The organism is Actinomadura hibisca NBRC 15177 (assembly GCF_001552635.1).
GTDB lineage: Bacteria > Actinomycetota > Actinomycetes > Streptosporangiales > Streptosporangiaceae > Spirillospora > Spirillospora hibisca.
Genome location: NZ_BCRO01000087.1, coordinates 18,664 through 31,669 on the forward strand (window position 1 = coordinate 18,664; position 13,006 = coordinate 31,669).

The window sequence follows — 13,006 nt, forward strand, 5'->3', positions numbered from 1 at the left end:
ACGGACGAGATCATGCAGCGCCGCGCGGCGGCGTCCTAGCAGGTCGGCGCGGGCTCCGGGACGGGCTCCGGCGCGGCATCCGGCGTGACGGCGGGGCTGGAGGCGACCGGCATCTTGATCGCCAGCATCGGGATGAACACGTGCGCCAGCGGGCCGATCGCGACCGCGTACAGCAGGGTGCCGATGCCGACGGTGCCGCCCAGCAGCCAGCCGATCGCCAGCACCGAAACCTCGATGCCGGTGCGCACCACCCGGATGGAGTGGCCGCGCGCCGCCAGCCCCGTCATCAGGCCGTCGCGCGGGCCCGCGCCGTACCCGGCGCCGATGTAGCAGCCGGTCGCGAAGCCGCCGACCAGGATCGCCGTCACCAGGTAGGTCCAGCGCACCGCCAGGTGGCCCGGCTCGGGCAGCAACCACAGGAACAGGTCGGCGAACAGGCCCACGACCAGCACGTTGCTGATCGTGCCGAGCCCCGGCTTCTGCCGCAGCGGGATCCACAGCAGCATGACCAGCGCCCCGGCGATGATGATCCACGCGCCGATCGACAACCCGAACCGCCGCGACAACCCCTCGTGGAACACGTCCCACGGGTCGTTGCCGAGCGTGGAGGCCACCTGGAGGGCGATGCCCAGCCCGTACAGGGCCAATCCCACGTAGAGCTGCACCAGGCGGCGTGCCGTCAAGGCCATTTCCTCGTCTCCCTACCAACTGCGACGACAGCCCGTCTCGGCTGGTCGTGACGACCAGTCTGGCGGCCAGTGGCCTGGTCAAAGAAGAGCCAATATGGAAAAGTGGTCTGCATGAGCACGCGTTACGTCAGCGGTCCCCAGCTCGCCCGGCTGCTGGGCGAGGTCCCGCACGAGCGGCCGTTCTACGCCGCGCTGGCCCGCGCGGTGCGCGGCCTGGTCCAGGACGGGCGGCTGGCCCTGCGCACCCGGCTGCCCGCCGAGCGCGACCTCGCCGCCGCCCTCGGCGTCAGCCGCACCACCGTCACCGCCGCCTACGACGCGCTGCGCGCCGAGGGCTACGTCGAGAGCCGCCAGGGCGCGGGGAGCTGGACCAAGCTGCCGCCGGTGCGCATGTCGGCGCCGCCGCCCGGCGAGGCGGGCGGGCCGGTCAACCGGGCCGCCGGCCGGTACGGCATGGCGCACGCGCCGGAGGGCGTGGACTTCATCGACCTCGGCTGCGCGACGCCGGGCGCGCCCGCCGTCTTCGACGAGGCCGTCGCCGCCGGGGTGGCCGAGCTGCCCCGCTACAGCGGCGGCCCCGGCTACGAGCCCGCCGGGCTGCCCTCGCTGCGCGAGGTGGTGGCCGACGGGTACGCGGCGCGCGGCGTGCCGACCCGCCCCGACCAGATCGTGATCACCACCGGCGCGCAGCACGCCTTCACCATCCTCACCCAGATCCTGCTGGAGACCGGCGACGCCGCCCTGGTGGAGCGGCCGACCTACCCGCACGCGCTCGGCGCGCTGCGGCGGCGCGGCGCCCGGCTGGTGCCGGTCGGCGTCAACGAGGGCTGGGACGTGGAGCTGATCGCGCAGACCATGCGGCAGGCCGCGGTGCGCATGGGCTACCTGGTGCCCGACTTCCAGAACCCGACCGGCCTGCTGATGCCCGACGCCGACCGGGCCGCGCTGGTGGAGGCCGCGCGGCGCGCCGACGCGTTCCTGGTGACCGACGAGACCTTCGCCGACCTCGCGCTGGACCCGGCCGCGCCCCGGACGCCGCCGCTGGCGGCCTACGACGGCGGCGGCCGGGTGATCAGCGTCGGCTCGGCGTCCAAGCTGCTGTGGGGCGGGTTGCGGATCGGCTGGATCCGCACCACCGCGCCGCTGGCCCGCCGCATCACCCTGGCCCGCGAGAGCCTGGACATGGCGAGCCCCGTGCTCGACCAGCTCATCGTGCGCGAGCTGCTGCTGCGCGTGGACGAGGTGCGGGCCGAGCGCGCGGCGGCGCTGCGCGCGAGCCGGGACGCGCTCGCCGCGGCGCTGCGGGAGCGGTTGCCGGAGTGGGAGTTCGGGCTGCCGGAGGGCGGCATGTCGTTGTGGGCGAGGCTCGGCGCGCCGGTGGCGACGCAGCTCGCCGAGACCGCCGAGCGGCACGGGGTGCGGGTCGTGCCGGGACCGGCGTTCGGGGCCGACGGCGTGCTGGAGGACTTCGTGCGGCTGCCGTACGTGCTGCCGCCCGACGTCCTGCGCGCCGCCGTCGAGCGCCTGGCCGCCGCCCACCGGGACGTGCAGGCCGCGCCGATGGCGCGGCCGCTGCCCGCCTACGTGTGACCGGTACGGAGGGGCTGGATCGGGGGGCCGGATCTGAGGGACTAGGGGGCGCGCTGGATGTAGTCGACCAGGTGCTCGCGCTCGCTCTCCAGCGCGTCGATGGCGCTCTTGACGACGTCGCCGATGCTGACGATGCCGATCAGCCGGTCCTCGTCCACCACCGGCAGGTGCCGGACGCGGTGCTCGGTCATGGTGCGGCGCAATCCGTCGACCTGCGCGTCCGGGCCGCAGGTCCGCACCCGCTCGGTCATGATCTCGGCGACCGGGCGGTCCAGCAGGCCGGGCCCGGCGCGGTGCAGGTGCCGCACCACGTCGCGTTCGGAGGCGATCCCGGCGATGGCGGTGCCGTCGGGGGACACCACCACCGCGCCGATGTTGTGCTCGGCGAGGACGGCCAGCAGGGCGCCGACGGTGTCGTCGGGCCGCACGGTCGCCACCGCCGTGCCTTTTCTCCGCAGGATGTCGCTGATGCGCATGGGCTCACACTCCGCCGCCGACGCGGCCCCGCCGGGCGGAGGGGGCGTCCGGCTCGTCGCAGGGGCTGTTGCCGCATACGGTCGCATGTTCCGCCCGCCGGGAAAAGCCCGGACCGGTGACCCTTTGTCACCAGTACTGTCACCGGTCCCGGCATAAAACCCGTAGATCGGGAATCTAGGGCGGCATGGCGAGCACCTCCCCCCGGACCATCGAGACCGACATCCCGGCCAGGCTGGACCGTCTCCCGTGGTCGCGCTGGCACTGGACGGTCCTGCTGGGGCTCGGCGCGGTCTGGATCCTGGACGGCCTGGAGGTCACGGTCGTCGGCGTGATCGGCCCCCGGCTGACCGACGAGTCCGGCGGGCTCGGCCTCACCGACTCCCAGGTCGGCCTCGCGGCGGGCATTTATGTCATCGGCGCGTGCGTGGGCGCGCTCTTCTTCGGCCACCTCACCGACCGGTTCGGCCGCAAGAAGTTGTTCCTGCTGACGCTGGCGCTGTACCTGGCGGCGACGGTGGCGACCGCGTTCTCGTTCAACCCGCTGTGGTTCTACGCCTGCCGGTTCCTGACCGGCGCGGGCATCGGCGGCGAGTACGCCGCGATCAACTCCGCGATCGACGAGCTGATCCCGGCGCGGGTGCGCGGCACGGTGGACGTGCTGGTCAACGGCTCGTTCTGGGTCGGCACCGCGCTCGCCGCCGCCCTGTCGATCCCGATCCTGAACGGCGACCTGCTCCCCGAGGACCTCGGCTGGCGCGCGCTGTTCGCGCTCGGCGGGCTGCTGGGCCTGGGCGTGCTGTTCGTGCGCCGCACGGTGCCGGAGAGCCCGCGGTGGCTGTTCATCCACGGCCGCGAGGACGAGGCCGAGCGGATCGTGTCCGGCATCGAGGACCGCGTCCGCGCGGAGACCGGCGAGGAACTGGAGCGTCCCGACCGCACCCTCCGCATCCACCAGCGCCGCGCCATCGGCTTCGGCGAGATCGCCCACACCGCCGTCAAGCTGTACCCGCGCCGCACCGTCCTGGGGTTGTCGCTGTTCGTCGGGCAGGCGTTCCTCTACAACGCGGTCTACTTCACCTACGCGCTGGTGCTGGACAGGTTCTTCAAGGTCTCCGACACCCACGTCGGCTACTACCTGATCCCGATCGGCGTCGGGAACTTCCTGGGCGCGTTCCTGCTGGGCCGGCTGTTCGACGTGGTCGGCCGCCGCACGATGATCGCGACGTCCTACATCGGCTCGGGCGTGCTGCTGGTCGGCACCGGGTTCCTGTTCCGCGCCGAGGTGCTGAACGCCTGGACGCTCACCGCCTGCTGGTGCGCGGTGTTCTTCCTCGCCTCGGCCGGGGCCAGCGCCGCCTACCTCACCGTCAGCGAGATCTTCCCGATGGAGACCCGCGCGATGGCCATCGCCGCCTTCTACGCGGTGGGCACCGGCCTCGGCGGCGTGATCGGCCCGGTGCTGTTCGGCCGCCTGGTGGAGAGCGGCAAGGCGGGCGCGGTGGCCGGGGGCTACTTCCTGGGCGCGGGCCTGATGGTCGCCGCCGGGGTGGTGGAGCTGCTGATCGGCGTGGAGGCGGCCAAGCGGTCCCTGGAGGACGTGGCCGAGCCGCTGTCGGCGCGCTCCGAGCACGCCACGACCTGACGTCCGGCCGGCTCCCGGCCGCCTCCGGCCCTCCTTTCGGCGCACCCCGGTCACGGGCCGCTCCCCGGCGTTCACGTAATGTAGTTGATCACGTGCAATGCGTCGCCATGGGAGCGCCGTCCGGAAGGAGCAAGCCCGTGCCCGTACCCCGCATCGTCATCGTCGGAGCCGGTTTCGCAGGCTATGGCGTGGCCCGCCGGCTGGAGCGCAAGCTCCGGCCCGGCCAGGCCCAGATCAAGCTCATCTCCCCGGCCGGCTACTCGCTCTACCAGCCGCTGCTGCCGGAGGTGGCCGCCGGCGTGCTGGACCCGCGCTCGATCGCCGGGCCGCTGCACCGGCTGCTGCGCCGCACCCAGCTGGTGCCCGGCACCGCCTGCGGCGTGGACCTGGACGCCCGCGTCTGCGAGGTGGAGCTGATCGACGGCAAGCGGGTCCCGGTGCACTACGACCGGCTGGTCCTGGCGCCCGGCAGCGTCACCCGCACCTTCGCCATCCCGGGGCTGAAGGAGCACGGCCACGGCATGAAGAACCTGGCCGAGGCCGTCTACCTGCGCGACCACGTCATCGCCCAGCTGGAGCTGGCCGCCGTCGCGCACGACCCGGCCGAGCGCGCCGCGCGCCTGGGCTTCCTGGTGGTCGGCGGCGGCTACTCGGGCGTGGAGACCGCCGCGAACCTGCAACTGCTGACCGCCAAGGCGATGGGGCGCTTCCCCCGCCTGGACCCCGACCTGCTCAACTGGACGCTGGTGGACATGGCCCCGCAGCTGCTGCCCGAGCTGGGCGAGCGGCTGGGCGAGGTCGCGCTGGACAAGCTGCGCCGCCGCGGCGTGGACATCCGGCTGCGCACCAGCGTCTCGCGGATCAACCCCGACTCGGTCGAGCTGACCGACGGCCGCACGCTGCCGACCCGCACCGTGGTGTGGACGGCGGGCGTCGTCCCGAGCCCGGTCATCGCGACGCTGGACCTGCCCACCGAGCGCGGCCGCCTGGTCGTCGGCGCCGACCTCGGCCTGTCCGGCCGCCCCGAGGTGTTCGCGCTCGGCGACGCCGCCGCGGTGCCCGACCTGGTGGCCGGCGACGGCGCCCTCTGCCCGCCCACCGCCCAGCACGCCACCCGGCAGGCCCGCGTCGCCGCGCACAACGTCGTCGCCTCGCTGCGCGGCACCGCGTTGCGCCGCTACCGCCACCACGATCTCGGCATGGTGGTGGACCTCGGCAGCGACGAGGCGGTCGCCCGTCCGCTCGGGGTCAACCTGAGCGGCGTCACCGCGCAGGTGGTGACGCGCGCCTACCACCTGCTCACGGTGCCGGGGATGCGCGCGAAGGCCCGGGTGGCGGGGGACTGGTCGTTGCACGCGCTGGCCGGCGACGACCTCATCCGGCTGGGCTTCCTGGACACCCGCACCGGCAGCCAGGCCGACCTGGAGCACTCGGCCGACACCGAGCCGGTGGACCGTTCGCCGCACAGCGCGGTCAGCGATCCCTCGGCCGTCGGTAAGGATTCGAAAACCAAGAGTGACAAGTCCGTGACGTCGGGTAAGAGCTGACCGAGGAAGATCATCGGAAGGAGACCGGGATGAGCGCACGGTCCCGCCGCCCGAGCCGCCGCCCCTGGCGCCGTCCCGGCGCGGCCCTGGCCGCCGCCGCGCTGGCGGCCGGGCTGGCGACCGCCTGCGGTTCCGGCGAGGCGTCCGACGTGGTCAACCTCTACAACGCGCCGCAGGAGAACATGGCGCAGATCGTCAAGCGCTGCAACGACCGGGCCAAGGGGCGCTACCGCATCGCGCTGAACACGCTGCCGCGCGGCGCCGACGACCAGCGCGAGCAGCTCGTGCGGCGGCTCGCCGCCGGTGACTCCGGCCTGGACGTGCTCGGCCTGGACGTCACCTGGACCGCCGAGCTGGCCGAGGCCGGGTGGATCCGCGAGTGGACGGGCGGCCACGCCGCGGAGGCCAGGCGCGGCACGCTCCCGGCCCCGCTGGACACCGCCGTGTGGGACGGCAAGCTGTACGCCGCGCCCTACAACACCAACGTCCAGCTCCTGTGGTACCGCTCGGACCTGCTGCCCGAGCCGCCCACCACCTGGAAGCAGATGATGGACGCCTCCGCGCGCCTGGCGGCCGCCGGGAAGCCCGCCTACGGCGAGGTGACCGGCGCCCAGTACGAGGGCGTGGTGGTGTGGTTCAACAGCATGGTGGCCTCCGAGGGCGGCAGCATCCTCAGCAAGGACGGCAAGCGCGTCGACCTCGGCCCGCCCGCGCAGAAGGCGCTCCAGGTCATGCGGGACTACGCCCGCTCCAAGGCCGCCGACCCGTCGTTGTCCAACACCAAGGAGGACGACGCGCGGCTGGCGGTGGAGAGCGGCCGCGCCGCCTACGAGATCAACTGGCCGTTCGTGTACGCGTCGATGGCCAGCAACAAGCCCGACATGCTCCCGAACTTCAAGTGGGCGCCCTACCCCGGCGTCAACGGCGCCGGACGCGCGCCGCTGGGCGGCGCCAACTTCGCCGTCAGCGCCTACTCCAAGAAGCCCGAGATCTCCTACGACGCCGCGCTGTGCCTGCGCGACCCGGAGAGCCAGCGCATCGCCGCCGTCAAGGACGGCCTGCCGCCCACCATCGAGTCGGTCTACAACGCCGAGGGCATGGCGAAGGCGTACCCGATGCGCGACGCGATCCGGGAGGCGCTGAAGACGGCCGTCGCGCGCCCCAAGACCCCGACCTACCAGAACGTCTCCACCGTCACCGCGGTGACGCTGTCGCCGCCCGCGTCGATCAACCCGCCCAGCACGCTGTCCACGCTGCGCGAACAGATCACCGACGCGCTGGACAGCAAGGGAGTGCTCCCGTGAGCAAGGCGAAGGCGGCCGCGGTCAGCGAGGGCCGCCGGGCCGAACGGCGGCTCGGCTGGTGGTTGTGCGCCCCGGCCGCGCTGGTGATGCTGCTGGTCACCGGCTGGCCGATCGTCTATTCGGTGCTGCTGTCGTTGCAGCGCTACGACCTGCGCTTTCCCGCCGACAAGGCGTGGATCGGGCTGACCAACTACGGCACGGTGCTGACCAGCGGGTTCTGGTGGCAGGCGTTCGGCGTCACGCTGCTGATCACGGTGGCGAGCGTGCTGCTGGAGCTGGTGCTCGGCATGGCGATCGCGGTGGTGATGTACCGCACGATCATGGGCCGGGGCCTGATCCGCACCGTGGTGCTGATCCCGTACGGCATCGTCACCGTCGCGGCGGCCTACGGCTGGAAGTACGCCTGGACGCCCGGCACCGGCTGGCTGGCCGGGATGTTGCCCGACGGCACCGCGCCGCTCACCCAGCACTGGCCCGCGATCGGCATCATCATCCTGGCCGAGGTGTGGAAGACCACCCCGTTCATGGCGCTGCTGCTGATGGCGGGGCTCGCGCTGGTGCCCGAGGACGCGCTGAAGGCCGCCTCGATGGACGGCGCGAGCGCCTGGCAGCGCTTCCGGATGATCACGTTGCCGCTGATGAAGCCGGCGATCCTGGCGGCGCTGCTGTTCCGCAGCCTGGACGCCTTCCGCATCTTCGACAACATCTACGTGCTCACCAACGGCGCGCAGAACACCTCCTCGGTGTCGGTGATCGCCTACCACAACCTGATCGGCGGGCTGAACCTCGGCATCGGCTCCACCATGTCGGTGCTGATCTTCATCGCCGTCGCGATCATCGCGTTCGTGTTCGTCAAGGTGCTCGGCACCTCCACGCCCGGCTCAGGAGGGAGGCGCTGATGGCCGTCACGGGCGCGCAGAAGGGCCGCTGGGGCCTGATCAACCTGCTGGTGCTGCTGTACGCGCTGGTGCCGGTGGTGTGGATCGCCTCGTTGTCGTTCAAGACCCCGGCCAGCATCACCGACGGGAGCTTCGTCCCGCACCAGTGGACGCTGGACAACTACAAGGGCATCTTCCGCAACGACGACTTCACCCGCGGCCTGGTCAACTCGATCGGCATCGGCCTGATCTCGACGCTGATCGCCATCGTGATCGGCACCATGGCCGCCTACGCCATCGCGCGGCTGGACTTCCCCGGCAAGTCGCTGATGCTGGGGGTGTCGCTGCTGATCGCGATGTTCCCGCAGATCTCGCTGGTCACCCCGCTGTTCCAGATCGAGCGCAGCATCGGGCTGTTCAACACCTGGCCGGGCCTGATCCTGCCCTACATCACCTTCGCGCTGCCGCTGACCATCTACACCCTGTCCACCTTCTTCAAGGAGATCCCGTGGGACCTGGAGAAGGCGGCCAAGATGGACGGCGCCACCGCCTTCCAGGCGTTCCGGATGGTGATCGTGCCGCTGGCCACGCCGGGCGTGGTGACCACCGCGATCCTGGCGTTCATCGTGTGCTGGAACGACTTCCTGTTCTCGATCTCGCTGACCTCCTCCAGCGCGGCCCGCACCGCCCCGGCCACCATCTCCTTCTTCACCGGCAGCTCGCAGTTCGAGGACCCGACCGGGTCGATCGCCGCGGCCGCCGTCGTCATCACGATCCCCATCGTGATCTTCGTGTTGCTGTTCCAGCGCCGGATCGTCTCCGGCCTGACCTCCGGTGCGGTGAAGGGATGAGCGCAGGGATGAGCGCAGGGATGAGGCCCGAGCATGGCTGAGATCGTTCTGGACGGGGTGGGCAAACGGTTCCCCGACGGCACCGTCGCGGTGCACGACATGGACCTCACGATCGCCGACGGCGAGTTCATCATCCTGGTCGGGCCGTCGGGCTGCGGGAAGTCCACCACCCTCAACATGATCGCGGGGCTGGAGGACATCACCACCGGCGAGCTGCGCATCGACGGCGAGCGCGTGAACGAGCGCGCGCCCCGCGACCGCGACATCGCGATGGTGTTCCAGTCCTACGCCCTCTACCCGCACATGACGGTGCGCGAGAACATCGGCTTCCCGCTGCGCCTCGCCAAGGTGGACAAGGCCGAGGCGGACAAGAAGGTCGCCGAGGTGTCCCAGCTCCTCGACCTGGACGAGCTGCTGGACCGCCGCCCGGCCAACCTGTCGGGCGGGCAGCGGCAGCGGGTCGCGATGGGCCGCGCCATCGTGCGCGACCCCAAGGCGTTCCTGATGGACGAGCCGCTGTCGAACCTGGACGCCAAGCTCCGCGTGCAGATGCGCACGATGATCTCGCGGCTCCAGAACCGGCTCGGCACCACCACCGTCTACGTCACCCACGACCAGACCGAGGCGATGACCCTCGGCGACCGCATCGTGCTGATGCGCAAGGGCGTGGTGCAGCAGGTCGGCTCGCCCGAGGACCTGTACGAGCACCCGCACAACCTGTTCGTGGCGGGATTCATCGGCTCGCCGTCGATGAACTTCCTGCCCGCCCGCGTCACCGGCGACGGCCTGGACACCGTCATCGGCGCGATCCCGCTGCTGGACCGGATGCGCGTCGCGCTGTCCGAGCACGGCGACCCGACCGAGGTGATCCTCGGCATCCGGCCCGAGGCGTTCGCCGACGCGCAGCTCGTGCGCGACCGCGGCGTCCAGGACCAGGACCGCTACTGCACCTTCGGCGGGCACGTGGACGTGCTGGAGTCGCTGGGCGCGGAGAAGTTCGCCTACATCTCGCTGGACGAGGCGGGCGCCATCCAGTCCGAGCACCTGGCCGAGGCGTTCCAGGGCAACCTGGCCTCCTCCAAGGAGGTGCAGCTCGTCGCCCGGCTGGACGCGCAGTCGCGGGTCCGGGAGGGCGAGGACATGGACCTGGACTTCGACCCGGCCGACATCCACCTATTCGAGCCCGACAGCGGCCTGAACATCACCGAGAACGTCGCGCGGACGCCCTAGGCGGACCTCACGACGGGCAAGACGTCCGGCCGGCGCGACCCCGCCGGCCGGACGTCCCGCGTCAGCCCACGTCGAAGCGCGCCAGCAGCCGCATCACGCGCGGCGACAGCCGCGCGGTCAGGTAGCTCAGGTGCGCCTCGGGCGTGACGGGCACGACGGCCTTGTCCTTCTGGACGGCCGCGACGATCTGCTTGGCGACGCCCTCGGGGCCGAAGTTGCGCAACGCGTACGCGCGCGAGGCGCGGTGCTGGTGCTGGCGCTGCTCGTCGTCGGACAGCCCCACGAACCGCGAGGTCCGGGTGATGTTGGTGTTGACGATCCCCGGGCAGATCGCGCTGACCCCGATGCCCTTGCCCCGCAGCTCGGCGCGCAGGCATTCGGACAACATCAGCACCGCCGCCTTGCTGGTGGCGTAGGCGGGCAGCGTGCGCTGCGGCGTGAAGGCCGCCGCCGACGCGGTGTTGACGATGTGGCCGCCCTGCCCGCGCTCCACCATCTGCGCGGCGAACAGCCGCGACCCGTGGATCACGCCCCACAGGTTGACGTCCAGCACCCTGCGCCAGTCCTCGACCGAGTGGCCGAGGAACGGCCCGGCCATGCCGATGCCCGCGTTGTTGACCACCACGTCCGGCACGCCCAGGTCGTGCAGCACCGCCTTGGCGAAGTCCTCCATCGCGGCGGCGTCGGACACGTCCACCTGGAAGGCGTGCGCGGCCGGGCCGAGCAGCCCGGCCAGCTCGGCGGTGCGCTGCGCCGACGGCAGGTCCAGGTCGGCGGCGACGACCTCCGCGCCGCGCTCGGCGAACGCCAGCGCGGTCGCGCGGCCGATGCCGCTGCCCGCGCCGGTGACCACCACCAGCGAGCCCTCGAACGGCCGCCGCTCCGGGGCCACGCGGGCGCGCCGCAGCGCGCGCGACTCGGCGGCGGTGAGCGGGCCGCCGGTGACGCCGGTGATGTGCTCGCCGATCCAGCGCGCGATCACCTCGGGGTGGCTGCGCACCACCCAGTGCCCGGCCGCGATGGGCCGCAGCGACAACGTCGGCACCCGGTCACCGAGCCCGGCCACCAGGTGCGGGGACACGAACAGGTCCTTGGTCGGCACGATGACCTGCGTGGGCACGTCGGTGCGCCGGTCGCGGGGCTTGCGCATCCGCTGGAGCATGTTGGCCCGGTACAGCCCGACCCCGGCCGCGCCGTCGCGCGGCATCGTGCGCGCGGGGTGCCCCTCGCGCGGCCGCACGCCCTCGCCCAGCTCCAGCGCCCGGGTGAACGGCGCGGTCAGCCCGGCGCGCCACATGACCTCCGGCAGCAGCGGGGTCTGGAAGAAGTAGATGTACCAGGAGCGCAGGCCCTGCCCGACCGAGTGCTTGACGTTGCGCGGGGTGGGCCGCCGCAGGTTCTCCCGGGTGAGCCGCGCGACGTGGTCCAGGCACGGCCCCGAGATCGAGGTGAACGAGGCGAACCGCTCGCCCATCGTGCAGGCCGCCTCCCACGACTGGATCGAGCCCCAGTCGTGCCCGACCAGGTGCACCTTGCGCTCGGGCGCGGTGGCGTCCAGGACGGCGCGCATGTCGGCCATCAGGTAGTCGAAGGTGTAGCGCTTGCGTCCGAACGGCCGCGAGGACGCGCCCGCGCCGCGCACGTCGTAGCGCACCACGTGGTAGCGCCCGGCCAGCTCGGCGGCGACCTCGTCCCACACCGCGTGGGTGTCGGGGTAGCCGTGCATCAGCAGCACGGTGGGGCGCGCCGGGTCGCCCTGCTCGTAGACGGCGAGGTCCACGCCGTCGCCCCGGACCCGCCGCGTGCGCACCGCGGCGGAGATGTTCTGGTCGGTCATGCCATCGCCTTTCGGGCTGCCCAGCGGTGCACGTGGGGCAGGTCGTCGTCGAGCCAGTACGCGTCGTCCTCGGTCACCACGAGAAGTTCCTCGAACTTCACGCCGACGCCGCGGAAGCCGATGTGCGGTTCCACCGCCCACAGGCCGGGCGTCGGCGGGTGCTGGGACTGCTTCGCGCCGTTCCACAGCGGGGAACGGCCCGCCAGCCGCTCCTTGACCAGCTCGCGGCCGATCGTCTGGAGGAACCGCACGCCGAACGGGAAACCCACGCCCTTGGGCAACATCCCACCGATGATCCCGACCTGGTGGCCGATGACGCGCCCGGGGTACTTGCGGTGCCGGTTGTCGTAGCCCTGCCGCTCGATGAGCGCGTCGACCTCGGCGTAGATGTCGGCGAACGTGCGCCGCTCGCGCACCAGCTCCAGGATCAGCGTGCGGTAGGCGGCGAGGTCGGTGTCGAGCTGCTCCCAGACCCGGTTCTCACCGAGCACGCCCCCGTACCCGATGTCGGCGGAGTAGCCCTTCTTCACCGGCGCCATGTCGAGGATGTAGGGCATGCCCTCCGCCAGGCGCGCCGCGGAGGGCAGGAACTGGGTGGGCACCTTGAAGCCGCGGAAGGCGGTGCGGTCGCCGAACCAGGCGAAGGGGGTGTGCAGCCAGTCGTCCACGCCGTGGGCGCGCAACCAGCGCCGCATGCGCCGGCACGCCTCGCGCTCGGTCACGCCGGGTTCCAGCGTGGCCGCCACCTCGTCGGCGCACTGGTAGCACAGGCGCTGTATCTCCCGGAATCGCTCAAGCTCCGCGCGGTCGTCGGTGCGGGCGAGCGCCACTTTATTGGACACATCGTTAATTAACCGCCTCGACTGAACTTCGGTCAAGTCGGCCCCGAGGTGACCCTCACCACCCGCACCGCCGCAGCGGACGATCTTCTGTTATGGGACGGCCACCAGGCGAGTGCCCG

Annotated in this window: 11 protein-coding genes; 7 read left to right on the top strand and 4 right to left on the bottom strand. The window is 72.1% G+C overall.

Going from position 1 to position 13,006, the window contains the following annotated elements:
- Nucleotides 1-35 precede the first annotated feature (35 nt).
- Nucleotides 36-689, bottom strand: a complete 654-nt coding sequence (yczE, locus tag AH6_RS33440; RefSeq protein ID WP_067488217.1) for a membrane protein YczE — start codon at nucleotides 687-689, stop codon at nucleotides 36-38.
- Between the two features lie 111 nt (nucleotides 690-800).
- Here yczE and yczR point away from each other — a divergent pair, with 111 nt between their 5' ends.
- Nucleotides 801-2,279 (top strand): MocR-like transcription factor YczR, encoded by a 1,479-nt coding sequence (yczR, locus tag AH6_RS33445; protein WP_067488219.1) that lies wholly within the window; start codon nucleotides 801-803, stop codon nucleotides 2,277-2,279.
- A gap of 41 nt (nucleotides 2,280-2,320) precedes the next feature.
- Here yczR and AH6_RS33450 read toward each other — a convergent pair whose 3' ends face one another.
- Nucleotides 2,321-2,755, bottom strand: coding sequence for a CBS domain-containing protein (locus AH6_RS33450; RefSeq protein ID WP_067488221.1), 435 nt, complete (start codon nucleotides 2,753-2,755; stop codon nucleotides 2,321-2,323).
- Between the two features lie 185 nt (nucleotides 2,756-2,940).
- Between AH6_RS33450 and AH6_RS33455 the strand changes: the two genes are divergently transcribed.
- The 6 genes from AH6_RS33455 to AH6_RS33480 all read left to right on the top strand — a co-directional run bounded on the left by AH6_RS33455 (nucleotide 2,941) and on the right by AH6_RS33480 (nucleotide 10,208).
- Nucleotides 2,941-4,398, top strand: a complete 1,458-nt coding sequence (locus AH6_RS33455; RefSeq protein WP_083983738.1) for an MFS transporter — start codon at nucleotides 2,941-2,943, stop codon at nucleotides 4,396-4,398.
- A gap of 137 nt (nucleotides 4,399-4,535) precedes the next feature.
- Nucleotides 4,536-5,945, top strand: a complete 1,410-nt coding sequence (locus AH6_RS33460) for an NAD(P)/FAD-dependent oxidoreductase (RefSeq protein ID WP_157431886.1) — start codon at nucleotides 4,536-4,538, stop codon at nucleotides 5,943-5,945.
- Between the two features lie 29 nt (nucleotides 5,946-5,974).
- Nucleotides 5,975-7,249, top strand: a complete 1,275-nt coding sequence (locus AH6_RS33465) for an ABC transporter substrate-binding protein (protein WP_067488223.1) — start codon at nucleotides 5,975-5,977, stop codon at nucleotides 7,247-7,249.
- Nucleotides 7,246-8,148: a carbohydrate ABC transporter permease gene (locus AH6_RS33470; protein ID WP_067488226.1), complete on the top strand. Its 903-nt coding sequence runs from the start codon at nucleotides 7,246-7,248 to the stop codon at nucleotides 8,146-8,148. The genes AH6_RS33465 and AH6_RS33470 overlap by 4 nt, the downstream gene beginning before the upstream one ends.
- A complete protein-coding gene (locus AH6_RS33475) occupies nucleotides 8,148-8,978 on the top strand; it encodes a carbohydrate ABC transporter permease (RefSeq protein WP_067488228.1) in 831 nt (276 codons plus the stop codon). The genes AH6_RS33470 and AH6_RS33475 overlap by 1 nt, the downstream gene beginning before the upstream one ends.
- Nucleotides 8,979-9,011: 33 nt before the next feature.
- The gene (locus tag AH6_RS33480) at nucleotides 9,012-10,208 is read left to right on the top strand and encodes an ABC transporter ATP-binding protein (RefSeq protein ID WP_067488230.1); all 1,197 of its coding nucleotides are present in this window, start codon (nucleotides 9,012-9,014) and stop codon (nucleotides 10,206-10,208) included.
- Nucleotides 10,209-10,269: 61 nt separating this feature from the next.
- Here AH6_RS33480 and AH6_RS33485 read toward each other — a convergent pair whose 3' ends face one another.
- Nucleotides 10,270-12,045, bottom strand: coding sequence for an SDR family oxidoreductase (locus AH6_RS33485; protein ID WP_067488231.1), 1,776 nt, complete (start codon nucleotides 12,043-12,045; stop codon nucleotides 10,270-10,272).
- Nucleotides 12,042-12,887: a M24 family metallopeptidase gene (locus tag AH6_RS33490; protein WP_373861844.1), complete on the bottom strand. Its 846-nt coding sequence runs from the start codon at nucleotides 12,885-12,887 to the stop codon at nucleotides 12,042-12,044. Before AH6_RS33490 ends, AH6_RS33485 begins: the two co-directional genes overlap by 4 nt.
- Nucleotides 12,888-13,006: the final 119 nt, after the last annotated feature.

Bases quoted from the DNA above. Each gene is read 5' to 3' on its own strand.
- AH6_RS33450 (WP_067488221.1), bottom strand. From the start codon at position 2,755: ATGCGCATCAGCGACATCCTGCGGAGAAAAGGCACGGCGGTGGCGACC.
- AH6_RS33455 (WP_083983738.1), top strand. From the start codon at position 2,941: ATGGCGAGCACCTCCCCCCGGACCATCGAGACCGACATCCCGGCCAGG.
- AH6_RS33465 (WP_067488223.1), top strand. From the start codon at position 5,975: ATGAGCGCACGGTCCCGCCGCCCGAGCCGCCGCCCCTGGCGCCGTCCC.
- yczR (WP_067488219.1), top strand. From the start codon at position 801: ATGAGCACGCGTTACGTCAGCGGTCCCCAGCTCGCCCGGCTGCTGGGC.
- AH6_RS33475 (WP_067488228.1), top strand. From the start codon at position 8,148: ATGGCCGTCACGGGCGCGCAGAAGGGCCGCTGGGGCCTGATCAACCTG.
- yczE (WP_067488217.1), bottom strand. From the start codon at position 689: ATGGCCTTGACGGCACGCCGCCTGGTGCAGCTCTACGTGGGATTGGCC.
- AH6_RS33480 (WP_067488230.1), top strand. From the start codon at position 9,012: ATGGCTGAGATCGTTCTGGACGGGGTGGGCAAACGGTTCCCCGACGGC.
- AH6_RS33485 (WP_067488231.1), bottom strand. From the start codon at position 12,045: ATGACCGACCAGAACATCTCCGCCGCGGTGCGCACGCGGCGGGTCCGG.